This is a genomic window from Microbacterium galbum, assembly GCF_032464915.1.
Lineage (GTDB): Bacteria > Actinomycetota > Actinomycetes > Actinomycetales > Microbacteriaceae > Microbacterium > Microbacterium galbum.
Genome location: NZ_JAWDIS010000003.1, coordinates 262,853 through 286,220, shown reverse-complemented (window position 1 = coordinate 286,220; position 23,368 = coordinate 262,853). Strand labels below are relative to the sequence as shown.

The window sequence follows — 23,368 nt, the reverse complement described above, 5'->3', positions numbered from 1 at the left end:
CCCCGTGTCGGCGTCACCCCGGGCCCCTGCCTCGGGTCCCCGTCCTGCCCCGCTTCGGGCCAAGATCGGCTCACCGGCGCCCGGTCGCAGGGCGCCGCTCGGACATCCTGGTGCTCCCCCGTGTCGGGCGAGGATCGGGTTCACCGGCTGCCGTTCGGGGCGCTGCAACAGGGCTCGTGTGCTCCCCCGTGTCGGGCGAAGGTCGGCCTCACCGCTCCCGTTCGTGGGGCGCCGCCTCGGGCCCCGTCGTGCTCCCCCGTGTCGGGCGAAGATCGGCCTCACCGGCGCCCGGTCGAGGACCGGCATCACCCGATCTGATTGCCGCGACCCTCGATCGTCGTCGTTCCGATGCCCCCACCGGCGCGCACCACGTTGTCCTGCCCGCGAACGGTCACCGCCGAGATGGCACCCGCCGCCTGCATCGACGTACGGTCGCCGCTGAGGTCGACGCTTCCGATCCCGCCTGAGGATTCGACCGAGCCGTCGTTCCCCTGCACCACGACCATGTCTATTCCGGCGGCGACGACACGCGCCCGGTCGCCGGAGATCCGGAGCGTGCCGATGGACGCCCCGGAGGCGTCGACGGTGAGGGCCGACCCCGACACGGTCACTTCCGAACACGTGCCCGTGACACGCACGGATCGCTCGGAGCCCGAGATGTTCTGGCTGCCGCCGTCGCCGCACGAGAGCGCGCCGGGGTCGGCGACGGGGCTCGAGGGCTGCGGAGTGACGGTGACCAGCGGCGCGGATGTCGCATCGGCGTCCGGGGCCGGCGAGCGCGTCACGACCGAGGGCGACGGAACGGATGCCGTCGGGACGGATGCCGTCGGCGAAGCGTCCGAGGCTCCGTAACCGGGCGGGAGTCGCGTCTCGACCGGTTGGGGTTGCATCGCACACGCGGTGAGCGCACCGCAGGCGAACAACGCACCTGCGACAGCGGCGACGACTCGACGGGACGGCACGGCTCCCACGCTACGGGGTGCGGGGTCGCGCACGCCAGCCGGGGGCCGCCGGGCTCAGGCTCGAGGGTGGGCGAGACGGTACGCCTCCCGGAGCCTCTCCGCCGAGACGTGCGTGTAGATCTGAGTGGTCCCCAGACTGGCGTGGCCCAGGATCTCCTGCACGGCCCTCAGATCGGCGCCGCCGTCGAGGAGGTGTGTGGCGGCGGAGTGCCGGAGCGCGTGCGGGCCCAGCACGTCGGTCCCCAGCCGCGGACCGACGGTGCGCGACACGAGCGCATGGACGGCGCGCGGTCCCAGGCGCGACCCCTTCGCTCCGAGGAACACAGCTCGCGCGTCGCGGTCCGTGCCGTGTGCAGCGCCGCCCGAGCTGGAGCGGGCCGCCCGACCGCCATCGCCACGGGCTGCGTCGGGGCGCCCCCGGTCGCTGCGGGGGAGATCGTCGGACGCCTGCGCTTCCCTCCGGGCGCGGAGGACCGGCCGAGCCCGGACGAGGTAGGCCTGGAGGGCGCGCTCGGCCGGCAGTCCGAACGGCACGACGCGCTCCTTGTCGCCTTTTCCGCGTAGCCGGAGGGTCCGCCGTTCGTGGTCGATGTCGTCGAGGTCGAGTCCGCATGCCTCGGAGACCCGCGCCCCGGAGCCGTAGAGCAGTTCGAGAAGGGCGTGATCGCGGAGAGCGACGGCATCGCCCTGCGTCGCCGACTCGGCCACCGCGGCGAGCACCTCCGAGAGCGCGTCCTGCGTGGCCACGGCGGGGAGCGTCCGCCCGCGCTTGGGGGAGACGAGCCGTTGGGACGGATCGACGGTGACGAGGCCGGCGTCGCCCGCCCAGGCGAACATCCCGCGCACCGTCGAGGTGCGTCGAGCCGCGGTGGCTTTGCTCTTGCCCGCTTGCGAGGCGCGCCACTGCCATTCGCGAAGGTCGTCGACCCCGATCTCGGCGATCGGCGGATCGTTCAGGACGCGCACCAGGTCGTCGAGATCCGACCGATAGGCGCGGACCGTCGCGGCCGAGAGGCGGCGCACCTCCGCCAGGTGGGACAGATAGCCCTCGACCACCGCGGATGTACGCACCCTCCCACTTTGACTCCCGCCGTCGCCGAGCCGCGGGTGACGCGCGGGAAGCGCGCGAGCCGGTGCCCCGGCCCTCGGCCCGTCGCCGACGATGCGCTCCGCCCAGGACCGCCGCGCTGCAGCCGGACGCGGCGTCGCCCCCTCTCATGGCCGAGTACTCCCCCGCGTCACCGAACGCCACGCGCCGTCGTCGCCGCGGACGGCACGACCCTCCAACTCCGCGAAGCCGAGCAGGACGGCGGCATCGTCACGGGCGAGTCCACTCCGTCGTGCCACATCGTCGACCGACCTCGCCGATCGAGGCGACAGCGCGTCGAACAGCCTCGTGGTGTCATCGGTCCTGCCGGCATCGGCGGCGCGCCCACTGTCGCCCGCGGGAGGGCCGTCCGCTCCCAGCATTTCGAGGACGTCCGCCGCCGACGTCACGCACACGCCGTCCAATTCGCGCAGCACCCGATGGCATCCGGCCGACGCCGCACTCGTGATCGGACCGGGCACCGCCCCGAGCCGCCTGCCGAGCATCGCGGCGTGGCCGGCGGTGTTCAGGGATCCGCTCCGCCAGCCGGCCTCGATGACGACGACCGCGTGGGCCATCGCCGCGATGAGGCGGTTCCTCCCGAGGAACCGCCACTTCGTCGGCGCCGCTCCGCACGGGGTCTCGCTCCACACGGCCCCCGTCGCCGCGATCCGCTCCAGAAGACCCTCGTGTCCGCGGGGGTACGGGCGGTCGACCCCTCCGGCGAGGAAGGCCACCGTCGTGCCACCCATCGACAGCGCACCCCGGTGGCACGCGCCGTCGATGCCGTAGGCGGCGCCGGAGATCACCACCGCACCTGCCGCCGCGAGCTCGGCGGCGAGATCGGCCGCCACACCTTCGCCGTACGCGGTCGCGGCACGCGCGCCCACGAGAGCGACCGCGGGCGCATCCGACGGCGTCCCTCTCCCCCGTCGCCAGAGGGCGACCGGGGCGTGCGCCTCGAGATCTCCGAAGCGCGCTGGCCACGCCTCATCTCCGGGAACCACGAGGCGGGCGCCGCATCGCCGAGCCGCGTCGAGAGCGGCGTCGACCGCCGAACCCTGGAGTCTCGGCATCCATCGCGCTCGTGCCCGGTCGAGGGCGTCACCGCGGCCGTCCATCACCACACGGAGCGCTGCGGCGGCGCCGACGGCCGCGATCAGCACGCCCGCCTCGCTGTCTCCCGGCTCGACGAGCACGCTCCACACCGCGCGCGCATAGACCTCCGCCGGGTCGAGCGGTTCGTCGCCGAGGTCGACGCCCTCGCGAAGCCCGTCGAGCGCGCGGCGCGCCGACGCCTCGGACAGTTCGATGGGGATCATGAGGCGTTCGCTCCGCGCCGCAGGAAGAGCGCTCGACCGACGTCGGCTGCCTCCAAGCGGTCGTGGCCGGCGATGTCGGCGACCGTCCAGGCGACGCGCATGAGGCGGTCGTATCCGCGCAGCGTCAGGGCGCCTCGTCGCAGCGCGACGTCGAGCGGCGCGAGCACCTCGGAGCTCGGCGCAGCGGGTCCGCGCAGCCAGGTTCCGGGGACATCGGCGTTCCGCCGCCACGGCGTCTCGTCCCACCGTCGCGCGGCACGGGCGCGTGCCTCCGCCACCAGCGACCGGGCATGCGCCGTCGTCATCGTCGCGCCTGCGAAGTCGCGGCGCACCGACGAGACGCGTTGCAGGCGAAGGTCGATGTCGATGCGGTCCAGCAGCGGTCCCGACAGGCGCCGGGTGTAGCGGCGGATCGCTTGCGGGGCGCATTCGCACGTGGCTCCCGGGACGCCGTACTGCCCGCACGGACACGGATTGGTGGCCACCACCAGCTGGAACCGCGCCGGATAGGTCGCCGCCACGCCGGAGCGATGCACCTGGATCACCCCGCTCTCGAGCGGTTGCCGCAGGGCGTCCAAGACCGAGGCCGGGAATTCCCCGCCCTCGTCGAGGAACAGAACGCCCTCACTCGCCCGCGCGATCGCGCCCGGGCGGATCACTCCGGAGCCGCCCCCGATGAGCGCGGCCGCCGTCGCCCCGTGGTGGGGACTCTCGAACGGCGGTACGCGCGTCAGACGGGTCACGGTCTCGCCGGAGAGCGAGCGCACCGACGCGACGGACAGGGCCGCCTCGTCGTCGAGCGGCGGCAGGATGCCGGGCAGTCGGCGGGCCAGCATGGTCTTACCGGCCCCCGGTGGTCCGCTCATGAGGACGTGATGCCCGCCCGCGGCCGCCACCACGAGGGCCTCGACCGCCTCGCGCTGGCCCACCACGTCAGCCAGATCGAGCACGGCGTCGGCCGGTTCGGCAGATTCGGGCAGCTCGACGGCGGCCAGGTCGGGCGCCTCGCTGCTGCCCCCGTGCCAGCGCACCACGTCGGCGAGGCAGACGGCCGGGTACACCTCCATGCCGTCGACCAGTGCCGCCTCCGCCGCGTTCGCCTTCGGTACGGCGACCCGGGTCAGCCCCGCGGCGCGGGCCGCCACGACCGCGGGGAGGACCCCGGCCACGGGCCGCAGCCGACCGTCGAGTCCGAGCTCGCCGATGTGGACCGTGTCGGCGACGTGAGCGGCATCCATCCGCACGGAGGTCGCGAGGGCCGCGACGGCGATCGCGACGTCGAAGCCCGAGCCGCGCTTGGGCAGACTCGCCGGGGAGAGGTTGACGGTGATCCGCCGCTTGGGGAGGTCCAGGCCACGGTTGGCGCACGCATTGCGCACCCGCCGGCCCGCTTCGCCCAGGGCCTTGTCGGCCAGGCCGATGATCGCGAACTCGGGAGTCTGCGACGACACGTCGGCCTCGACCTCGACCAGGTCGCCGCGCAGTCCCGTCATCGCCACCGCCCACGTGCGCGCAACCGTCACAGGGCGTCCTCGAGGTGCTCGAGGCGCGCGTCGGCGGGATCGTCACCGATCAGGCCGATGACGTCGACCCGCAGACGACGCCCGCGCGCGTGCTGCGGATGCTCGGCGAGCCAGGCCATCGACAGCCGCCAGAGGCGCTCGGCCTTCCGTCGATCGACTGCCTCGAACGGGTGACCGTAGTCCTCGCTGCGTCGGGTCTTGACCTCGACGACGACGAGCGTGCCGCTGCGCTCGGCCACGACGTCGATCTCCCCCTGTGGACATCGCCAATTGCGCGCCAGGATGCGGTAGCCGTCGCCGATCAGATAGGCGACCGCGCGGTCTTCTCCGGCTCTGCCGAGGTCGTCTTTCGCTGCCATGCCCGAGAGCGTGGCAGCAGGCTCATCCTCCCCGTGGAGCCCGGAGCCCTGTCGGTGGATGGATCGAGGGAAGGCCGGAGTGGGGAGGAGGCGTCAGTTGTCGAGCGACAGTTCGTCGGGCAGCTGGAAGTCGTGGCGCGAGAGCTCCTCGACGTTGACGTCCTTGAACGTCAGCACGCGCACGGACTTCACGAAGCGGTCGGCGCGGTAGATGTCCCACACCCACACGTCGGTCATCGAGATCTCGAAGTAGAAGTCGTGCTCGGTGTCGCGGCGGACGACGTTGACGTCGTTCGCGAGGTAGAACCGGCGCTCGGTCTCGATCACGTAGGTGAACTGGCGCACGACATCGCGGTACTCGCGGTACAGGGCCAGTTCGAGTTCGCGGTCGTAATCCTCGAAGACGTCGTCATCCATGGTTTTCCCATCCTAGGCGCGCGCGACGACCGCAGCCGCACGGGAGCACCCGCCCGGGCGCGTCCACCCGGGTGTCAGAACAGCGTCGGCGCCGCCGCGATGGCCCACGAATGGCGATGGTGCGTGCTCATGCCGTGCAGGGAGATGGCCTCGCGGTGATCGAGGCTCGCGTAGCCCTTGTTCCGCGCCCACCCGTACACGGGCAGGTCGTCGTGCAGCCCGGTCATGAGGGCGTCGCGCGCGACCTTCGCGATGACGGACGCCGCGGCCGCACTCGCGCAGTCGCGGTCGGCCTTGATGACCGGGCGCACCGTCAGACCCGACTCCCCCGCCGGCGTGATGTAGTCGTGATTGCCGTCGAGGATGACGACGGCCTCCTCCGGGACGACGCCGTGAGCGCGCAGGTCGGCGATCGCGCGGACCGCGGCGAGCCCGAGCGCGCGGATGATGCCGATCTCATCGACCTCGACCGAGCTCGCCCACCCGACCGCGCTGTGCTGCACGAACGCCGCCGCGCGGGAGGCGACCTCCGGCCGGCGCGCCTCGGGAACGAGCTTCGAGTCGCGCAGACCCGCCGGCACGCGCTTACGCGAGCGGGCCGGATCGACCACGGCGGCGCCGACGGCGACCGGGCCTGCGAGCGCCCCTCGGCCGACCTCGTCGCACGCGATGACGATCGCGTGCTGCTTGAGCAGTCGGCGTTCCAGGGTGAGGGTCGGCTCGATCACTGCTGCCCCGGCGCGGGGACCCCCGCGAACACCTCGTGATGGAAATCGATCAGCCCGAACCGGTCGAAGGGCCAGGTGATGACGAACGCGCGGCCGACGACGTTGTCGATCGGAACGAAGCCCTGCCCCGGCTGCGCCTGGTTGAAGCGCGAGTCGCGCGAGCTGTTGCGGTTGTCGCCGAGGACCCAGAGGGAACCGTCGGGCACGGTGACGTCGTAGGGAACGGGTTCGGGAGCCGTGGCTCCCGGCGCCAGGCGCACGTAGCTCTCGTCGAGCGGCACGCCGTTGACGGTTGTCTGCCCCAGGGCGTTGCAGCAGACGACGTGGTCGCCCGGCGTGCCGATGACGCGCTTGATGAGGTGGTCGTCGCTGTCGGGGGCCGACAGGCCGAAGAGGGACAGCACCCAGTCCACGCCCTCCACGAATGCGGACCGCTCCGGGGCCGGGGCCGTGTCGAGCCATCCACCCGGATCGCGGAACACCACGACATCCCCCCGGGAGTACTCGCCGAAGCGCGGGGTGAGCTCGTCGACGAGGATCCGATCCTTGATCATCAAGGTGTTCTCCATCGACGCCGACGGGATGTAGAACGATCGCACCACGAACGTCTTGACCAGGAACGACACCAGCAGCGCGATGACCACGATCACGACGAGGTCGCGCAGGAACGACCCCCAGCCTCGACGGCGGACGGTGGAACGGGATGCCGGGGACACGGCATCCGGGGTCGAGGCGGTCTGGTCGCTCATGTTTCCTTCACCGGGTTCCCGCACACCGGAGAACCGCAGCAACAAGGGTCGCACACCCGCGTGCCGCACCGTGACCGCGTCGCCGCGAAAACGCCGAACGCCCCGTGGGGAAACCCACGGGGCGTTCGAGAGAGTCGACTCAGCGGTCGCGCTTCTCCTTGATCTTGGCCTTCTTGCCACGCAGGCTGCGCAGGTAGTAGAGCTTCGCGCGACGCACGTCACCACGGGTGACGACCTCGATGTGGTCGATCACGGGGCTGTGGACCGGGAAGGTGCGCTCGACGCCGACCTGGAAGCTGACCTTGCGGACGCAGAAGGTCTCGCGCACGCCGTCGCCCGAGCGACCGATGACGACGCCCTGGAACACCTGAATACGCGAGCGGTTGCCTTCGGTGATGTTGACGTGCACCTTGACGGTGTCGCCGGGGGCGAAGACGGGGATGTCGGAGCGCAGCGAAGCCGCGTCGACGGAGTCGAGGATCTGCATGATCGTCACTTCCTGCGACCGCCACAGGTCGATCGCACGATGAAAAGGGAAAAGGTGAGGCGTGCCCGAGCCGCGGATGCGGCGGACTCCCCTGAGGCAGAGCCGGTCAGGGCACAAAGGATCATTCTGCCATGTTCCGGCGTCGCGACCAAAACGTGCGTGCGCCAGCGGCGACGCGGCGATCACTCCGCGCGTCGCGACTCCGACACGACGATGACGTCACCGTCGACCCTCTGCTGCGGACGCTCCTGCGGCGCCGGGATGTACGCGGTGCCATCGGTCGCGTGCAGCACGGTCACGGCGCCGCGGGCCTCGTTCCACACCTGAGCGAGCGATGACCAGAACAGCACGAGCGCTCCCACGACCGACAGCACGAGGAGCGGGAAGAACACCCGCGAGTCGAACAGTCCGAGCGCGACGATGACGAGGTGCCAGAGCCCGATGCCGACCGCGTCGCGCCAGGACACCGCGCGGGATTCGCGGACGCTGCCCCGTGCGCGGACCAGCAGCGACAGCAGCAGCTGCGAGACGAAGACGGCGGGCATGGCGACGAACAGCCAGAGCAGCGCCCACCCGCTCCCGCCCGAGAAGACGATCCAGCCGACGAACAGCCACAGCGGCAGCACGACGGCGGCCGGGAACATCCAGCGGAAGAACAGACGGCGCAGCACCATGAGCCGATGCTAGGGCGCTACCATGTGCGGCACCTTTGAGAAGTCCATGGCCGCGCCCGAGCCCACGGCATCCGCATCGATCGGGGAGAATGGAAGCTCGACGAAAGGGAACCACCATGATCGAACTGCGTACGCCGGCCGAGATCGACGCGATGCGCCCCGCGGGTCGCTTCGTCGCGGAGGTGCTGGCCACGCTGCGCGACGAGACCAAGGTGGGCACCAACCTCCTGCACCTCGATCGTCGCGCGCACGACATGATCCGTTCGGCCGGGGCGGAGTCCTGCTACATCGACTACCACCCGTCGTTCGGCGCGAGCCCGTTCGGCAAGGTGCTGTGCACCTCGATCAACGACGCCGTCCTGCACGGGCTCCCCCACGACTACGTCCTGCGCGACGGAGACCTCGTCTCGCTCGACTTCGCCGCCTCCGTCGACGGGTGGGTCGCCGACTCCGCCGTATCGTTCGTGGTCGGCACGCCCCGCGACGAGGACCTCGCCCTCATCGACACCACGCAGCGCGCCCTCGCCGCGGCGATCGACGCCGCGACGGTCGGTCACAAGATCGGCGACATCTCCGCCGCCGTCGCCGCAGTGGCGCACGCCGAGGGCCTGAGCATCAACACCGACTTCGGCGGCCACGGCGTGGGGCGCACGATGCACGGCGACCCGCACGTCGCGAACGACGGCAAGGCGGGTCGCGGGTATCCCCTCCGTGACGGCCTGGTCGTCGCCCTCGAGCCGTGGTTCCTCCAGACGACCGACGAGCTCGTGACCGACCCCGACGGCTGGACGCTGCGCAGCGCCGACGGCTCCCGCGGCGCGCACTCCGAGCACACCGTCGCGATCACCGCCGCCGGCCCGATCGTGCTCACCGACCGGTCGTTCCTCGGCGTCGACTGAGTTCGTGTTCCGGATGCCGCGGCCCCGGGGTCGCGGCATCCGTCGCGTTCGGGCCGCGCAGCACCGCACGGCAATCGCGGCGTCCGCCGGTCGCGGAACGCGCCGACGTCGGGCGCGGCCAACACGAGGTGGCGGCTGGACGCCGCCGGAGCCGGAACGCGGACGCTCAGTCGGCGAGCAGATCGGGGCGACGCGTCCGCGTGCGCTCGAGCTGCTGCTCACGGCGCCAGCGCGCGACGGCGCCGTGGTTGCCGCTCAGCAGCACCGGGGGTACCTCGCGCTCGCGCCACGTCGCGGGTTTCGTGAAGGACGGGTACTCGAGCAGGCCGTCCTCGTGCGACTCCTCGACGAGGCTCTCGGGGTTGCCGACCACGCCGGGCACCAGCCGGCCGATGGCCTCGATCATCGCCATGACGGCGACCTCGCCGCCATTGAGGACGTAGTCGCCGAGCGAGAGAAGCCGTACGTCGCCGAGCTCGGACGCGTAGTCGAAGACGCGCTCGTCGATGCCCTCGTACCGGCCGCATCCGAAGACCAGGTGCGGGGCCGTGGACAGCTCACGGGCTATCGACTGGGTGAAACGCTCGCCCGCCGGAGAGGGGAAGACGATCACGGGGCGCGGATCGGCCTCGCCGACGATGGCGTCGAGGGCCTCGCCCCACGGCTCCGGCTTCATCACCATTCCGGCGCCGCCGCCGTACGGGGTGTCGTCGACCGTGCGGTGTCGATCGTGCGTGAACGCACGAAGATCGTGCACCTGCACGTCGAGGAGACCACTCTGCCGGGCCTTGCCGAGGAGGGAGACCTCGAGCGCGTCGAAGATCGTCGGGAAGATCGACACGACGTCGATGCGCACGTCAGTCCTCGGAGTGGGTGGGAGCGTCGTCGACGGGTGCGTCGGCGGCGGAAGCCTGCTCGGACGTCGGCTCCTGCTCGTCGTCCGGCTCCGGGGGAAGCTCCTCGAACAGCCCCGCCGGGGGCGTGACCACGACGCGGCCGCCCGCGATGTCGACCTCGGGCACGATCGCACTCACGAAGGGGACGAGCACCTCGCGGTCGTCGCCGGACTGCTTGACGATCAGCAGGTCCTGCGCGGGGAAGTGGTCGACGCGCGCGACGCGGCCGATTACCGCCCCGTCACGGACCACATCGAGGCCGACGAGCTGGTGGTCGTACCACGCGTCGTCCTCGGCGGGCGCCTCGGAGGTGTCCTGATCGATCCAGAGGATCGCCTTCACGAGCTCCTCCGCCGCGGTGCGGTCGTCGACGCCCTCGAAGAAGGCCACCGGGTGCGAGTTCATCCAGCGGAACTCGCGGACCGTCAGCTCGCGGCCGTGCCACGGCGAGGACTCCGGAACCTGGAGGGTGAATGTGCTCCCCGGCGCGAAGCGTCCATCGGGGTCGTCGGTGTAGAGCTCGAGCTTGAACGCGCCCTTGAGGCCGTGGGCCTTCACGAGGCGTCCGACGCGGAGCTGGGTCTTGGCGGGCTGGGCGCCCGCGGTCTCGCCGTTCGTCATCAGTCGTCGGCGACGTCGACGCGCACGCGGCGGCCGTCGGCGAGAGCCGACACCACCGTGCGAAGTGCTTTGGCGGTGCGTCCGCCGCGCCCGATCACGCGGCCCCGGTCATCGGGGTGCACGCGAACCTCCAGCACGTCGCCGCGAGGCGAGGTGCTGGAACGGATGGTGACGGCATCCGGGTGATCGACGATCCCCTTGACGACGTGTTCGAGCGCGGCAGACAGCACGGGGATTACTCGGCCGAGGTCTCGGCGGCGTCCTCAGCGGGCGCCTCGGCGGGAGCGTCGGCCTTCTTCTCGGCCTTGGGCTTGACGACCGACTTCTTCGAGGCGTCGGCCTCGAACGCGGCCTTGGGCTCGCGGACCTTGACGGTCGAAACGGCGTCCTTGTCGCCCTTGAACTTGCCCCAGTCGCCCGTGAGCTTGAGGATGGCGGCGACCTGCTCGGTGGGCTGGGCGCCGACCGACAGCCAGTACTGCGCGCGGTCCGAGTCGACCTCGATGAACGAGGGCTCCTCGGTCGGGTGGTACTTGCCGATCTCCTCGATGACGCGACCGTCGCGCTTGGTGCGCGAGTCGGCGACGACGATGCGGTAGTAGGGCGCGCGGATCTTTCCGAGGCGCTTGAGACGGATCTTGACAGCCACGATGACTCCAAATGATGAAAACGAACGAACCGAACGCCTGGAGAGTGGGGTGCACACCCGGCGGAAGCTCAAAAGGGTGGACCGACACTGGATAGAGGGTCGAGTGGCGGGTCCAGCCCTCTATTCTGCCAGACGCGCGGACCTCGCGGTGACAGGCGACACGCCGCGACACGGAGGGTAGCGGAGGATCCGCGCGTCGGGGCCCCGTGTCAGACTGACCGCATGAGGCTCCCGTTCGCTGCATCGACGCGTTCGTCCGTGGGTCTGGAGTGGGAGCTCATGCTCGCCGACCGCGAGACCGGCGACCTGGTCCCGCGCGCCCCTGAGGTCCTCGAGGAACTCGAGGAGAAGTCGGCGCTCGAGCGCTTCACGGTCACCGGGGAGCTGCTCACCAACACCGTCGAGGTGACCAGCGGCGTCGGCCACACCGTCGCCGAGGCCGTCGACGACATCGGCGACGCGATCTGCGCGCTGCGCGAGGAGACCGAGCCGCGCGGCGTCGAGCTGCTCTGCGCCGGCAGCCACCCGTTCGCGCAGTGGTACGACCAGCAGGTGACCGACAAGACGCGCTATCACACGCTCATCGAGCGGACCCAGTGGTGGGGCCGCAACATGATGATCTGGGGCATCCACGTGCACATCGGCGTCGACGACGTCGACAAGGTCATCCCCATCGTCAACGCCCTCACCGTGTTCCTCCCCCACCTGCAGGCGCTGTCGGCCTCGAGCCCGTTCTGGGCCGGCGAACGCACGGGGTACGCCTCGAACCGCGCCCTCGTCTTCCAGCAGCTCCCGACCGCGGGACTCCCCTGGCAGCTGCAGACCTGGGACGACTTCGAGGGCTACCTCGACGACATGGTGCGCACCGGCGTCATGGCGGATGCCAGCGAGGTGCGGTGGGACATCCGTCCGGCGCCGAAGTGGGGAACGGTGGAGATCCGCGCGTGCGACGGGATGTCGACGCTGCCGGAGCTCGCCGCCGTCGCGGCCCTCGCGCAGACACTGGTCGAGCACTTCTCGCGCCTGCTCGACGAGGGGCGCGAGTTGCCCGGCATCCCGCCCTGGTACGCGCGCGAGAACAAGTGGCGTGCCGCTCGCTACGGGCTCGACGCCCGGGTGATCGTCGACCGCGAGGGCACGCAGCGCCCGGTGGTGGAGCACCTGCGCGAGACCATGGAGGAGCTCGCCGAGGTGGCGCTGGAGCTGAAGTGCGCGCGCGAGTTCGCGAGCCTCGAGACCATCCTCGCCACCGGGGGCAGCTCCGCTCGACAGGTCGCGGTGGCCGACGCCGCCGACGGTGACCTGCGCGAGGTCGTGCAGCATCTCATCCGCGAGTTCCGGGGTGGCCCCACGCTGCGCGAGCACCTCGCCGCGCTGCGCGTCTAGAGGGCGGTCTCCGCGCGGGTTCATAGGCGCGCGCTCGTAGGATCGCGTCATGCATTCTGCGCGCCGCGTCCGGGCGACCTCGCTGGTGGCCCTCTGCGCGGGAGCGGTGGCCCTGCTCGCCGGGTGCGCGGCCGAACCGGTCGGTGCAGCCCCCACGCCGTCCTTGGCGGCCCCGCAGCTGCCGGCGCCGAAGGCCACCGCCTCCGTCACGCCGAGTCCCGCGATCACCCCCGCGCCGGTGCGCACCGTCGCCCTGGGCGACTCGCTCATGTCGGGTTTCGGTCTCGATCCCGCCGAGGCGTGGCCGGTCATGCTGGCCGCGCGCGGCGAGGTGGCCATGACGAACCTCGCATGTGCCGGGATGGGCTTCGTCGTGCAGGGCGACTGCGGAACCACCTACGCGGGCTTCGTCCCCGCGGTCGCCGCTCTGCAGCCTCAGCTGCTCATCGTCGAATCCTCGAGCAACGACTTCTGGGAGGATGCCGACGAGATCCGCGCCGACACCCAGGACACGGTGGCCGAACTGCACGACGCCGCCCCCGATGCGCGCATCGTCGGGCTCAGCACCGTCTGGAACGACGAGGACGACGTCCCCGACGACACGGCCGTCACCTCCGACGCGTTGCGCGAAGCCGTCGACGCGGTGGGCGGGACCTATCTCGACATCGGCCAGCCGCTGCGAGGTCACCCCGAGTGGATGCAGGAGGACGACGTCCACCCCACCCCCCGCGGGCAGCGGGCGATCGAGCAGACCGTCATGTCGGCGTTGCAGGACGCCGGCATCCTGCCCTAGAGCCTCGGATCGCGCCGGTCAGCCCCGACCGAGCATCTTCTGCAGCTCGGCGAGGTCGGCCTCGCTCGGTGCGTTCTGACCGCCGAGACCGAACCCCGAACCCGTGGGGGCGGTGGTCGCCGCGATCCCGGCGTTCTCGGCTGCCCGCTTCGCGGGGTTGCCCGAGCGTGACCCCTTGGCCTTCTGCTGCTTGCCGCGCTTCGACGAGGCGCCGGGCTTTCCGCCCACCGGCCCCATGCCGGGGATGTTGGGCACGCCGCCGCGCGCGACGGTCTTCATCATCTTCGCGGCCTGGTCGAATCGCTGGACGAGCTGGTTGACGTTGGTGACGGTCATGCCCGAACCGCGCGCGATGCGCAGACGGCGCGAACCGTTGAGGATCTTGGGGTTGCGACGCTCGGCGAGCGTCATCGAGCGGATGATGGCCTCGGTGCGGTCGATCTCGCGCTCGTCGAAGTCCTCGAGCTGCTGCTTCATGTTCCCCATGCCCGGGAGCATCCCGAGCATCTTCTTCATGGAGCCCATCTTCTTCATCTGCTGCATCTGCTCGAGGAAGTCCTCGAGCGTGAAGGTCTCCGTCGCGAGCTTCTCGGCGACCTTCATCGCCTCGGCCTCGTCGAAGGCCGACTGCGCCTGCTCGATCAGGGTGAGGATGTCACCGAGGTCGAGGATGCGGGACGCCATGCGGTCGGGGTGGAAGGGCTCGACGTCGTCGAGACCCTCACCGGTCGACGCGAAGATGATCGGGCGTCCGGTGACCGAGGCGACCGAGAGGGCAGCGCCACCGCGGGCGTCACCGTCGAGCTTCGACAGCACCACGCCGGTGAAGTCGACGCCGTCCTGGAAGGCCTTGGCCGTGTTCACGGCATCCTGACCGATCATCGCGTCGATGACGAAGAGCACCTCGTCGGGCTGGGTGGCCGTGCGGATGTCGGCGGCCTGCTTCATCAGCTCGGCGTCGACGCCCAGACGTCCGGCGGTGTCGATGATGACGATGTCGTGCTGCTGACGCGTCGCGTAGGCGACGCCGTCGCGGGCGACCTTGACCGGGTCGCCGACGCCGTTACCCGGCTCGGGGGCGTAGATGGTGGCACCGGCGCGCTCGGCGACGACCTGCAGCTGGTTGACGGCGTTGGGACGCTGGAGGTCGCACGCCACGAGGAGGGGCGTGTGGCCGTCCTTCTCGAGCATCTTGGCGAGCTTGCCGGCGAAGGTCGTCTTTCCGGAGCCCTGGAGGCCGGCGAGCATGATGACGGTCGGCGGGTTCTTGGCGAACTGCAGACGCCGCTGCTGTCCGCCCAGGATGCCGATGAGCTCGTCGTTGACGATCTGCACGACCTGCTGCGCGGGGTTCAGCGCCCGGTTGACCTCGTCGCCGAGGGCGCGCTCGCGCACCGCGGCGGTGAACTCCTTGACCACGGGCAGCGCGACGTCGGCGTCGAGGAGGGCGCGGCGGATCTCTCGCACCGTCCCGTCGACATCGGCGGGCGTGAGCTGGCCCTTCTTCCGGAGGTTGCGGAAGGTCTCTGTGAGCCGGTCGGAGAGGGTGCCGAAAGTCGCCATGATGAGTCGAGTTTACGCGGCGACGGCCCGGACCGCCGCCGGGGACGGCCCGACACCGGATGCCGGCCCCTCACGCCGCGGCCAGGGCCTCCGACATCGCGTCGGTCAACGAGCGGCCGGCGGTGTGATCGGCCCATGCCCAGACGGCGGCGAGGACGGCCGCCGACAGAGCGCCCGCGCGCACCTGCGCGGCCAGGGGTGCGGCGCCCTCGCGGACCAGCCGCGCGGCGGCCTCGCGCTGCAGGCGGAACTGGCGGATCGCACGATCGCGATCCAGCTCGGCGGCGATCCCCATGGCATCCGCGTTGACGATGGCGAGTGCGAGGGCGTCCGGGGCGAGCCCGTCGCCGATCGCGGCGAGGACCTCGAGAGGGGCGCCTCCGTCGCGCAGGTCGGCGACCGCCGCGTCGACCCGTTCGTCGAAGCCCGACCACAGCACATCGCTCTTGGCGGAGAAATAGTTGAAGAAGCTCGAGCGGCTCACGCCGGCACGGCGGGTGATGTCCGAGACGGAGGTCGCGTCGTACCCCTGCTCGAGGAACAGCTCGCACGCGGCCTCCGACAGCACTTCGCGCGAGGAGGCGCGCGGTCTGCCGCTGCGGGGCTCGGGGGTCACCGCTCCAGACTATGTCGCGACACGGGATGTATTGTTGGACTCAATCCAACATCGGAGGGGTCGATGATCGACATCCACGACGCCGGCCTCGCGCCGCACTACGTCCCGTATCTCGACGGCTGGGCACACCAGCGTCGCATCCACGCGGACGTCGTGGCCGGCACCCGCGCCGACACCCTGCTCCTGCTCGAGCACGAGGCCGTCTACACGGCGGGGAAGCGCACCGAGGCGCACGAGCGCCCCGACGACGGCACCCCCGTGGTCGACGTCGACCGCGGAGGCAAGATCACCTGGCACGGGCCGGGGCAGCTCGTGGGATACCCGATCGTTCGCCTGCCCGAGCCGATCGATGTCGTCGCGCACGTCCGGCGCCTCGAGGCGCTGCTGATCGACGCCCTCGGTGCGAACGGCGTCGACGGGTTCCGCGTGGAGGGACGCAGCGGCGTCTGGGTCCGACGCCCCCTCGGCGTCGACAAGATCGCGGCGATCGGTGTCCGCGTCGAAAAAGGAGTGACGATGCACGGCTTCGCCGTCAATTGCGACAACACCCTCGCGGGGTTCCGGCATATCGTGCCGTGCGGGATCTCGGATGCCGGGGTGACCACCGTCAGCGAGGTGCTCGGGGCCGACGTCTCCCCCGCCGACCTCGTGCCCGCCATCGAACGCGTCTTCCGCGCCGAGTACGCGGCGGTCGCCGCATGAGCGCCTGCGGGACCGGCGGCGCCGGGGCTCCGGCATCCACCGCCCCGAACGGGCGGAAGCTGCTGAGGCTCGAGGTGCGCAACGCCGAGACACCGATCGAGCGCAAGCCCGAGTGGATCAAGACGAAGGCCAAGATGGGCCCCGAGTACACCGCGCTGCAGAACCTCGTGAAGACCGAAGAGCTGCACACCGTGTGCCAGGAGGCCGGGTGCCCCAACATCTTCGAGTGCTGGGAGGATCGCGAAGCTACCTTCCTCATCGGCGGCTCGCAGTGCACGCGCCGCTGCGACTTCTGCCAGATCGACACCGGCAAACCCGCCGACTACGACCGCGACGAGCCGCGCCGCGTGGCCGAGAGCGTCACGCGCATGCAGCTGCGCTACGCCACCGTGACCGGCGTCGCGCGCGACGACCTCCCCGACGAGGGCGCCTGGCTGCACGCCGAGACGGTGCGTCGCATCCACGCCGAGAACCCCGGCACGGGAGTGGAGATCCTCGCGACCGACTTCTCGGGCAACCCCGCGCACCTCGACGAGGTGTTCTCTTCGCGCCCCGAGGTGTTCGCGCACAACGTCGAGACGGTGCCGCGCATCTTCAAGCGCATCCGTCCCGCCTTCCGGTACGACCGCTCCCTCGGGGTGCTGAGCGCCGCGCGCGATGCGGGACTCATCACGAAGTCGAACCTCATCCTCGGCATGGGCGAGGAGCCCGAGGAGGTCGTGCGGGCGCTCGAAGACCTGCACGCAGCGGGTACGGACATCATCACGATCACGCAGTACCTGCGCCCCACCCCGCGCCACCTCCCCGTCCAGCGCTGGGTGAAGCCCGCGGAGTTCGTGGAGTTCAAGGAAGAGGCGGAACGCATCGGCTTCCTCGGCGTACTGGCGGGCCCGCTGGTGCGCTCGTCGTACCGCGCGGGGCGCCTGTGGGCGCAGTCGATGGTGTCGAAGGGGCGCGAGATCCCCCCGCACCTCGCTCACCTCGCGAAGGACATCGCCTCCGCCGACGCCGGCTTCGCGCAGGCGGTGTGAGCCGACGGATGCCGGGAGCGTCCGCCCCGCAGCGGATGCCGCGGCATCCGCGAGCCGAGGCGTGACGCGTCAGACCGGCCAGACGTACGGCAGGTCGTCGGCGACGTCGCCGAACCGCGGGACGTAGAACTCCGGGTCTTTGCGGACGAGGTTGGAGCGGTGCGCGAGGTGGAACGCCTCGTCCCCGATCCAGGGCGGGAGGTCGAGATCGCTCTGCGCGGTGCCGTCGACCTCGGGTGCGAACGCCAGGATCTTCTCGCGCACCGTGTCGGCGTGGCCCTGGGCGATCCACTCGTCGGACATCACGAGACCGTAGGCGACCAAGGCCGGCAGGTGTCCGTCCCACATCTTCGCGGCCGGGTGGTGGCGCCAGCCGTGACCGGGCACGGTGAGCGCTCGGAGCAGCTGGAACGTCTCGACGCGCTGCTTGCCGAGGCGCTTCGGGTCGAGGGCGGCGGCGGAGTCGCGGAACGACGGGTACGGCAGGAAGGTCTGCACGATCAGTCGGCGCTGGTGACCGACTGCACCCGCCCGTCGGAGGCGAGGTTGACCAGGAGCACGTCGTCGGTGGCATCGGGATCGAGCGCGTACTCGAGCACCGCGAACGGGTCGGCGCCGCCGTGCTCGTCGGCGAGGATCGTCATGCTCATCAACTGCAGGGCCTTGATGACGTCGATATGGGTGTCGCCTGACGCGTCGAGGAGCAGGTCGTCGAGCTCGTCGCCCAGGGTCGCCTGCTGCTGGAGGATGTACTCGGTCACCTCGCTGGTGCGCGAGTCGAGCTCGTTGACCATGGCATTGCGGGCGGCGAGATCGACGGCCTCGAGCGACGAGATGAGCGAGGCGGCGACGTCGAGGGCCTCGGTCGACACGTCGTCCTGGTCGGGCGCGGTGAGGTCGACCGTCACGCTCTGGTCGCCGAACTCGACGTTCTCGCTCCAGAAGATCGACCCGTCGGGGCCCGACTCGAGGAGTCCGAAGAAGTCGTGCTCGATCGCCATGAGCCCATGTAAGCATCACGCGCGGGCTTCGGGAAGGAGACCCGCCCGGAGCCGACGGTGCGGTATGGGCGCTCAGTCGACGAGCGACGCGGCGAACACGTGCGGGGTGAAACCGGTGAGATCGCCGATGCCCTCGCCCTGGCCGAGCAGCTTGACGGGAATGCCGGTGCGCTCCTGCACCGCGAGGACGAACCCGCCTCTCGCGGAACCGTCGAGCTTGGTGAGCACGAGCCCGGTGACGCCCGCGCTGTCGAGGAACGCCTGCGCCTGCATGAGCCCGTTCTGGCCCGTCGTGGCATCGAGCACCAGCAGCACCTCGCTGATGGGGGCCTGCTTCTCGACGACGCGCTTGATCTTGCCGAGCTCGTCCATGAGTCCGCCCTTGGTGTGCAGGCGCCCGGCCGTGTCGATGAGCACGATCTCGGTGGCGGTCTCCTTGGCGTGGGCGACGGTCTGGAAGGCGACGGATGCCGGATCCTGACCCTCGTGCTGCGGGCGCACGATCGTGGCTCCCCCGCGCTCGGCCCACGTCGCGAGCTGGTCGACGGCGGCGGCGCGGAACGTGTCGGCGGCTCCGACCACCACGGTACGGCCGTAGCGCTGAAGGAACTTGGCGAACTTGCCGATCGTCGTCGTCTTGCCGACGCCGTTCACGCCGACCACGAGCACGACGGCGGGACGCTCGGTGAGGCGCAGCGTGGTGTCGAACTTCGCGAAGTGCTCCTCGAGCGTCTCGCGCAGCATGCGCTGCAGATCTCGGGGATCGGTGGTGCGATAGCGGTCGACCTTCTCGCGCAGTTCGTCGATGAGGCGCTCGGTGACGTCGGGACCGAAGTCCGCGGTCAGCAGCGCCGTCTCGAGGTCGTCCCAGGTCGTCTCGTCGATGGTGGGTTTGACGAACAACCCGCGCAGCGCGCGGCCCAGCGACCAGGAGTTCTCAGCCATTGCTTCAGCTTACGGGGGCGGCCTCGTCGCGGGCGGCGGCGGGGGCAGCCGGTCGCGACGCCGCGCGGTCGCCCACGCGCTGCCCCACCACAGCCGACACCCCGTCCTGCCGCATCGAGACGCCGTACAGCGCGTCGGCGATCTCCATCGTGCGCTTCTGATGGGTGATGACGATGAGCTGGCTGCTGGCGCGCAGCTTCTCGAACACCCCGAGGAGCCGGCCGAGGTTCGCGTCGTCGAGGGCCGCCTCGACCTCGTCGAGGATGTAGAAGGGGCTCGGGCGCGCCGTGAAGATCGAGGTCAGGAACGCCACCGCCGCGAGAGAACGCTCCCCGCCGGAGAGAAGGGACAGCCGCTCGATCTTCTTGCCGACGGGCCGCACAGCCACCTCGATGCCCGTGGTCAGCGGGGAGTCGGGATCGGTGAGCGAGATGCTGCCGGAACCGCCGGGGAAGAGGATCGGGAAGATGTCGGTGAACGCCGCCCGGGTGTCCTCGAACGCGGCGACGAAGATCGTCTGCATCCGCTCGTCGAGCTCGGCGATGATCGTCTGCAGATCGGCGCGCGTCTGCTGCAGGTCGGCGAGCTGCTCGGTGAGGAAGGCGTGCCGCTGCTCCAGCGCCGCGAACTCCTCGAGCGCGAGCGGATTCACCCGGCCAAGCTGCCCGAGCTTGCGCTCCGCATCCTGGAGGCGGCGTTTCTGAGCCGCGCGGTCGAAGGCCGTCGGCTGCCCATCGCCATCTGCGGGGACACCCTGGTCGGGACCGTATTCCGAAACGAGAATGTTCTCCTCGAGCGCCAGTTCCGATCGCACGCGTTCGAGCAGGCTCGTGACGTGGAGCTTCTTCTCGTGCATCTGGAGCTCGAGACCGTGCACGTTCTCGGTCAGGCGCGCGAGGCGTTCGCGCACGGCCGCCTCCTCCGCACGGGCGCGGGTCAGCTCGTCGGTGACCGCGGCGCGCGCGGTCTCGGCCGCCGCGAGCTCCACGCGAGCCTGGCTGACCGAGCGGTCGACCGAGTCCAGGAGGGCCGGGAGCGCCCCGGCGACCTCGGCCGCCACCTCGCGCTGGGCGCGGCGGATCACGGCACGGCGGGCGGCTTCGTCGGCGGCGGCGCGTTCGCGTTCGCGCTGCTGCTCGAGCTGCACGATGCGCAGTTCACCGGCACGCACCCGCTCCCTGAGCGTTTCGATGTCGAGGCGCGCGCGCATCTCGCGCTCGCGCGCCGTCTCGACCTCGGCGGCCAGGGGCTCCCTCGCCGTTGCGTCCAGCAGCGGCCGGGGTGCGTCCAGCGCACGGGCGAGGGCGTCGTCGGCCCGTCGCGCCGCCGCCTCGGCCTCGGCCACGGCCGTCTGCGCTTGAGCGACACCGGCCGCGAGCCGGTCGCACTCCGCCATCGCCGCCTCGTGACGAACGGTGACGCGGTTCACCTTTTCGGCGTGGGCCGCCAGGGCGGCATCATGCGCGCGCAGTGTCGACAGCGTCTCCTTGGTGCGCTGCCGCGCGTCGGCCAGCGCCCGCTGCTCGTCGGTGAGGGCTTCGCGGAGCGAGTCGGCGACCACCACGATCTCGTCGAGCCGTTCGGCCGCGGCGTCGCGCTCGGCCGCGAGCTCGAGACGCGAGCGCCCCGAATCCGATCCGGCCCGGAGCGTGTGCGCGGTCATCACCTCACCCGTACGCGTGACGACGGTCACGTCGTGCGGGATCCGCTCGCGCAGCGCGTGCGCGGCGGCGAGGTCGTCGACGATCACGGTCCGGCTCAGGATGCCGCGCACCCCGTCGGACGCCGTGATCACGTCCGTCGCCGGGGTCGCGCCGAGGTCGGGAGGCGACACCGCGTCCGCATCCCCGGCGATGGCGATCTCGACCAGGCCGAGGTCGGACGCCGACGCCTCGCGCGCAGCGGCGAAGGCGGATGCCGCGTCGTCGACCAGCAGGCCCTCCGCGAGCGAGCCGAGCGCCGCCGCGATGGCGGCCTCGAAGCCCGCGGTGACCTTGACGTCGTCGCTCACGAGCCCGCGCACGCCGGGCCCGCCCGCCGCGAGGAGGTCGGCAGCGGCGTTGCGCACGTCGAGGGCCCGGCCGAGGGCCGTCGTCTGGGCGGCCAGGGCGTCACGCTCGCGCTCGGCGGCGTGCAGGCGCTCACGGAGTCCGGCCACGGTCGTCTCGACCTCGTTCGCGTCGCGCTGCGCGCGCTCGTACGCGGCCGCGTGCTCCGCCGTCGACGCCTCGGGGACGACATCGGGATCCAACTCGGCCCGGGCCTCCTCCGCTTCCGCTCGACGCGCGAGCGCGGCGTCCAAAGCCCTCTGCTGCCGCTCCAGACCGCCGCGCACGGCGGTGAGAGCCGAGTTCGCGGCATCCGCCGTTCCCCGTAGAGCCTGGATCTTGAGGTCGTGCTCCGACACGAGGGCGCTCTGGGCGGCGATGTCGACGTCAAGGGCATCGAGGTCGGCCCGCGCACGGACGACAGCGCGTGCCGCATCGGCCGCGGCATCCTGGGCGTCGCCCAGACCGGATGCGATGTCGTCGATCTCGGAGCGGACGTCATCGATCGTGCGCTGCGACACCGTCGGTGTGAACCCGGACCCGTCGCTGTCGTCATCGCTCAGCAGGGTGAGGCGCTGCCCGGCGAGGGTGTAGAGGCCGCGCAGACGCTCCTGCACCTGCTGAAGGGCGAAGGCGACGCTGCGGGCCCGATCGACGGCCTCGGAACGCTGATCGTTCTCGAGGCGCTCCACGCGCCGACGCAGCCCGTCGGCCTGCTCCTGGAGCCCGAGGCGCTCGGTGTGGCGCTCGCTCTCGGCGCGGGCCGCGTCGGCCAGCTCGGTGCGCAGGCGCACGAGGTCGTCGGCGTACAGGCGCGCCTTGGCGTCGCGCACGACCGCCGCGATCGTCGCCGCCTCTCGTGCGATCTCGGCCTGCTTGCCGAGGGGCTTGAGCTGACGACGCAGCTCGCCCGCCAGGTCGCTCAGGCGCGTGAGGTTCGTCTCCATCGCCTCGAGCTTGCGGACGGTCTTCTCCTTGCGGCGACGGTGCTTGAGGATGCCGGCGGCTTCTTCGATGAAGCCTCGTCGGTCTTCGGCGGTGGCCTGGAGGACGGTGTCGAGGCGCCCCTGGCCGATGATGACGTGCATCTCGCGTCCGAGGCCGGAGTCGCTCAACAGCTCCTGCACGTCGAGCAGTCGGCAGGTCTGTCCGTTGATGGCGTACTCGCTCGCCCCGTTGCGGAACAGCGTGCGACTGATCGTCACCTCGCTGTAGTCGATGGGCAGGGCGCCGTCGCCGTTGTCGATCGTCAGCTGCACCTCGGCACGGCCCAGCGGGCCGCGCGTCGATGTGCCGGCGAAGATGACGTCCTCCATCTTGCCGCCGCGCAGCGTCTTCGCCCCCTGTTCCCCCATCACCCACGCGAGTGCGTCGACGACGTTGGACTTGCCGGAGCCGTTCGGGCCGACGATGCAGGTGACGCCCGGCTCGAGGGCGAAGGTGGTCGACTGGGCGAAGGACTTGAAGCCTTTGAGCGTGACGCTCTTCAGATGCACGTCACCCTCCCTCGATCGTCCCGGCGCTCCACGCTATCCGAACACCCCCGGAATTCCGCGGCGGCGGGCCGATCTCGACGCGCAGACGCGCCCGGGAAGCGGCCGTTTCTGAGGATGAGCTTGACATTCGCTGAAAGCGTTCGCTAGCGTCGGGGGTCGAAACCGACGTCGAAAGGAGGTTCCTTCCATGATTCGCATCACCACCGGCTTCACCGCCCCCGGCTTCATCGCCGTCCCCGTGCTCTCCGCATCCGTGTCCGAAGGGGCTTCCACCGTCGGCATGCACTCCCGACTCGGATAACCCCGTCGCGTCGAGACGTTCCCCGTCTCCGCGTCCGCGAGCCTCTCGTGCTCGCCGGACCTTCCCGGTCCCTCCACGCGCTCGTCGCGTCATCCGCTCGCTTTCATCCTCAC

The 23,368-nt window shown here is 71.1% G+C and carries 26 protein-coding genes; 6 read left to right on the top strand and 20 right to left on the bottom strand.

Annotation, left to right across the window (positions count from 1 at the left end; genetic code table 11):
* Positions 1–305: 305 nt before the first annotated feature.
* Positions 306–605: a hypothetical protein gene (locus RWH45_RS14140; RefSeq protein WP_315995529.1), complete on the bottom strand. Its 300-nt coding sequence runs from the start codon at positions 603–605 to the stop codon at positions 306–308.
* Between the two features lie 22 nt (positions 606–627).
* On the opposite strand from RWH45_RS14140, the gene RWH45_RS14135 reads away from it, so the two are divergent.
* Positions 628–852, top strand: a complete 225-nt coding sequence (locus RWH45_RS14135; protein WP_315995528.1) for a hypothetical protein — start codon at positions 628–630, stop codon at positions 850–852.
* 164 nt (positions 853–1,016) lie between these two features.
* Here the strand turns inward: RWH45_RS14135 and RWH45_RS14130 are convergent, their stop codons facing one another.
* From RWH45_RS14130 to RWH45_RS14090, 9 genes are all read right to left on the bottom strand, one after another.
* Positions 1,017–2,033 (bottom strand): tyrosine recombinase XerC, encoded by a 1,017-nt coding sequence (locus tag RWH45_RS14130; RefSeq protein ID WP_315995527.1) that lies wholly within the window; start codon positions 2,031–2,033, stop codon positions 1,017–1,019.
* A gap of 144 nt (positions 2,034–2,177) precedes the next feature.
* Positions 2,178–3,371 (bottom strand): DNA-processing protein DprA, encoded by a 1,194-nt coding sequence (gene dprA / locus RWH45_RS14125; RefSeq protein WP_315995526.1) that lies wholly within the window; start codon positions 3,369–3,371, stop codon positions 2,178–2,180.
* Positions 3,368–4,894 carry a YifB family Mg chelatase-like AAA ATPase gene (locus RWH45_RS14120; protein ID WP_315995525.1) on the bottom strand — a complete coding sequence of 509 codons (1,527 nt, stop codon included), beginning with the start codon at positions 4,892–4,894 and terminating at the stop codon, positions 3,368–3,370. The genes dprA and RWH45_RS14120 overlap by 4 nt, the downstream gene beginning before the upstream one ends.
* The gene (locus RWH45_RS14115) at positions 4,891–5,253 is read right to left on the bottom strand and encodes a YraN family protein (RefSeq protein ID WP_315995524.1); all 363 of its coding nucleotides are present in this window, start codon (positions 5,251–5,253) and stop codon (positions 4,891–4,893) included. The genes RWH45_RS14120 and RWH45_RS14115 overlap by 4 nt, the downstream gene beginning before the upstream one ends.
* Before the next feature lie 93 nt (positions 5,254–5,346).
* A complete protein-coding gene (locus RWH45_RS14110; protein ID WP_055836674.1) occupies positions 5,347–5,670 on the bottom strand; it encodes a DUF2469 family protein in 324 nt (107 codons plus the stop codon).
* A gap of 74 nt (positions 5,671–5,744) precedes the next feature.
* Positions 5,745–6,398 (bottom strand): ribonuclease HII, encoded by a 654-nt coding sequence (gene rnhB / locus RWH45_RS14105; protein WP_315995523.1) that lies wholly within the window; start codon positions 6,396–6,398, stop codon positions 5,745–5,747.
* Positions 6,395–7,147, bottom strand: coding sequence for a signal peptidase I (gene lepB / locus RWH45_RS14100; RefSeq protein WP_315995522.1), 753 nt, complete (start codon positions 7,145–7,147; stop codon positions 6,395–6,397). The genes rnhB and lepB overlap by 4 nt, the downstream gene beginning before the upstream one ends.
* 139 nt (positions 7,148–7,286) lie before the next feature.
* Positions 7,287–7,634 carry a 50S ribosomal protein L19 gene (gene rplS / locus RWH45_RS14095; RefSeq protein ID WP_094736597.1) on the bottom strand — a complete coding sequence of 116 codons (348 nt, stop codon included), beginning with the start codon at positions 7,632–7,634 and terminating at the stop codon, positions 7,287–7,289.
* A gap of 182 nt (positions 7,635–7,816) precedes the next feature.
* Positions 7,817–8,308 (bottom strand): MFS transporter permease, encoded by a 492-nt coding sequence (locus tag RWH45_RS14090; protein ID WP_315995521.1) that lies wholly within the window; start codon positions 8,306–8,308, stop codon positions 7,817–7,819.
* 116 nt (positions 8,309–8,424) lie between these two features.
* Between RWH45_RS14090 and map the strand changes: the two genes are divergently transcribed.
* Positions 8,425–9,207 (top strand): type I methionyl aminopeptidase, encoded by a 783-nt coding sequence (map, locus tag RWH45_RS14085; RefSeq protein WP_315995520.1) that lies wholly within the window; start codon positions 8,425–8,427, stop codon positions 9,205–9,207.
* A 166-nt stretch (positions 9,208–9,373) separates the two neighbouring features.
* Here map and trmD read toward each other — a convergent pair whose 3' ends face one another.
* The 4 genes from trmD to rpsP are packed head-to-tail and all read right to left on the bottom strand — an operon-like array spanning position 9,374 to position 11,373.
* The gene (gene trmD / locus RWH45_RS14080; RefSeq protein WP_315995519.1) at positions 9,374–10,063 is read right to left on the bottom strand and encodes a tRNA (guanosine(37)-N1)-methyltransferase TrmD; all 690 of its coding nucleotides are present in this window, start codon (positions 10,061–10,063) and stop codon (positions 9,374–9,376) included.
* A 1-nt stretch (position 10,064) separates the two neighbouring features.
* Positions 10,065–10,724, bottom strand: a complete 660-nt coding sequence (gene rimM, locus RWH45_RS14075) for a ribosome maturation factor RimM (protein WP_315995518.1) — start codon at positions 10,722–10,724, stop codon at positions 10,065–10,067.
* A complete protein-coding gene (locus tag RWH45_RS14070; protein WP_315995517.1) occupies positions 10,724–10,954 on the bottom strand; it encodes an RNA-binding protein in 231 nt (76 codons plus the stop codon). Before RWH45_RS14070 ends, rimM begins: the two co-directional genes overlap by 1 nt.
* 5 nt (positions 10,955–10,959) lie before the next feature.
* Positions 10,960–11,373, bottom strand: a complete 414-nt coding sequence (gene rpsP, locus RWH45_RS14065) for a 30S ribosomal protein S16 (protein ID WP_315995516.1) — start codon at positions 11,371–11,373, stop codon at positions 10,960–10,962.
* A gap of 222 nt (positions 11,374–11,595) precedes the next feature.
* On the opposite strand from rpsP, the gene RWH45_RS14060 reads away from it, so the two are divergent.
* A complete protein-coding gene (locus RWH45_RS14060) occupies positions 11,596–12,759 on the top strand; it encodes a glutamate--cysteine ligase (RefSeq protein WP_315995515.1) in 1,164 nt (387 codons plus the stop codon).
* 49 nt (positions 12,760–12,808) lie between these two features.
* On the top strand, positions 12,809–13,552 hold the full coding sequence (locus RWH45_RS14055) for an SGNH/GDSL hydrolase family protein (RefSeq protein WP_315995514.1): 744 nt from the start codon (positions 12,809–12,811) through the stop codon (positions 13,550–13,552).
* Between the two features lie 18 nt (positions 13,553–13,570).
* Here RWH45_RS14055 and ffh read toward each other — a convergent pair whose 3' ends face one another.
* Together ffh and RWH45_RS14045 are read right to left on the bottom strand one after the other, a co-directional pair.
* Positions 13,571–15,115: a signal recognition particle protein gene (gene ffh, locus RWH45_RS14050; RefSeq protein ID WP_315995513.1), complete on the bottom strand. Its 1,545-nt coding sequence runs from the start codon at positions 15,113–15,115 to the stop codon at positions 13,571–13,573.
* Positions 15,116–15,185: 70 nt separating this feature from the next.
* Positions 15,186–15,731, bottom strand: coding sequence for a TetR/AcrR family transcriptional regulator (locus tag RWH45_RS14045; RefSeq protein ID WP_315995512.1), 546 nt, complete (start codon positions 15,729–15,731; stop codon positions 15,186–15,188).
* Between the two features lie 63 nt (positions 15,732–15,794).
* Between RWH45_RS14045 and lipB the strand changes: the two genes are divergently transcribed.
* Positions 15,795–16,433 (top strand): lipoyl(octanoyl) transferase LipB, encoded by a 639-nt coding sequence (gene lipB, locus RWH45_RS14040; RefSeq protein ID WP_315995511.1) that lies wholly within the window; start codon positions 15,795–15,797, stop codon positions 16,431–16,433.
* Positions 16,430–17,464 (top strand): lipoyl synthase, encoded by a 1,035-nt coding sequence (gene lipA, locus RWH45_RS14035; protein WP_315995510.1) that lies wholly within the window; start codon positions 16,430–16,432, stop codon positions 17,462–17,464. Before lipB ends, lipA begins: the two co-directional genes overlap by 4 nt.
* A gap of 69 nt (positions 17,465–17,533) precedes the next feature.
* Here the strand turns inward: lipA and RWH45_RS14030 are convergent, their stop codons facing one another.
* From RWH45_RS14030 to smc, 4 genes are all read right to left on the bottom strand, one after another.
* Positions 17,534–17,962 (bottom strand): MSMEG_6728 family protein, encoded by a 429-nt coding sequence (locus RWH45_RS14030; RefSeq protein WP_315995509.1) that lies wholly within the window; start codon positions 17,960–17,962, stop codon positions 17,534–17,536.
* A 2-nt stretch (positions 17,963–17,964) separates the two neighbouring features.
* Positions 17,965–18,465 (bottom strand): DUF2004 domain-containing protein, encoded by a 501-nt coding sequence (locus RWH45_RS14025; protein ID WP_315995508.1) that lies wholly within the window; start codon positions 18,463–18,465, stop codon positions 17,965–17,967.
* A 72-nt stretch (positions 18,466–18,537) separates the two neighbouring features.
* Positions 18,538–19,410, bottom strand: coding sequence for a signal recognition particle-docking protein FtsY (gene ftsY / locus RWH45_RS14020; protein WP_315995507.1), 873 nt, complete (start codon positions 19,408–19,410; stop codon positions 18,538–18,540).
* A 4-nt stretch (positions 19,411–19,414) separates the two neighbouring features.
* Positions 19,415–22,954 (bottom strand): chromosome segregation protein SMC, encoded by a 3,540-nt coding sequence (gene smc, locus RWH45_RS14015; protein ID WP_315995506.1) that lies wholly within the window; start codon positions 22,952–22,954, stop codon positions 19,415–19,417.
* Positions 22,955–23,368: the final 414 nt, after the last annotated feature.

What these genes read in the sequence shown, in the direction of transcription:
- dprA (WP_315995526.1), bottom strand. Translation starts at nt 3,371, where the DNA reads ATGATCCCCATCGAACTGTCCGAGGCGTCGGCGCGCCGCGCGCTCGAC.
- RWH45_RS14115 (WP_315995524.1), bottom strand. Translation starts at nt 5,253, where the DNA reads ATGGCAGCGAAAGACGACCTCGGCAGAGCCGGAGAAGACCGCGCGGTC.
- RWH45_RS14110 (WP_055836674.1), bottom strand. Translation starts at nt 5,670, where the DNA reads ATGGATGACGACGTCTTCGAGGATTACGACCGCGAACTCGAACTGGCC.
- lepB (WP_315995522.1), bottom strand. Translation starts at nt 7,147, where the DNA reads ATGAGCGACCAGACCGCCTCGACCCCGGATGCCGTGTCCCCGGCATCC.
- rplS (WP_094736597.1), bottom strand. Translation starts at nt 7,634, where the DNA reads ATGCAGATCCTCGACTCCGTCGACGCGGCTTCGCTGCGCTCCGACATC.
- RWH45_RS14090 (WP_315995521.1), bottom strand. Translation starts at nt 8,308, where the DNA reads ATGGTGCTGCGCCGTCTGTTCTTCCGCTGGATGTTCCCGGCCGCCGTC.
- map (WP_315995520.1), top strand. Translation starts at nt 8,425, where the DNA reads ATGATCGAACTGCGTACGCCGGCCGAGATCGACGCGATGCGCCCCGCG.
- rimM (WP_315995518.1), bottom strand. Translation starts at nt 10,724, where the DNA reads ATGACGAACGGCGAGACCGCGGGCGCCCAGCCCGCCAAGACCCAGCTC.
- RWH45_RS14060 (WP_315995515.1), top strand. Translation starts at nt 11,596, where the DNA reads ATGAGGCTCCCGTTCGCTGCATCGACGCGTTCGTCCGTGGGTCTGGAG.
- RWH45_RS14055 (WP_315995514.1), top strand. Translation starts at nt 12,809, where the DNA reads ATGCATTCTGCGCGCCGCGTCCGGGCGACCTCGCTGGTGGCCCTCTGC.
- ffh (WP_315995513.1), bottom strand. Translation starts at nt 15,115, where the DNA reads ATGGCGACTTTCGGCACCCTCTCCGACCGGCTCACAGAGACCTTCCGC.
- lipB (WP_315995511.1), top strand. Translation starts at nt 15,795, where the DNA reads ATGATCGACATCCACGACGCCGGCCTCGCGCCGCACTACGTCCCGTAT.
- lipA (WP_315995510.1), top strand. Translation starts at nt 16,430, where the DNA reads ATGAGCGCCTGCGGGACCGGCGGCGCCGGGGCTCCGGCATCCACCGCC.
- RWH45_RS14025 (WP_315995508.1), bottom strand. Translation starts at nt 18,465, where the DNA reads ATGGCGATCGAGCACGACTTCTTCGGACTCCTCGAGTCGGGCCCCGAC.
- ftsY (WP_315995507.1), bottom strand. Translation starts at nt 19,410, where the DNA reads ATGGCTGAGAACTCCTGGTCGCTGGGCCGCGCGCTGCGCGGGTTGTTC.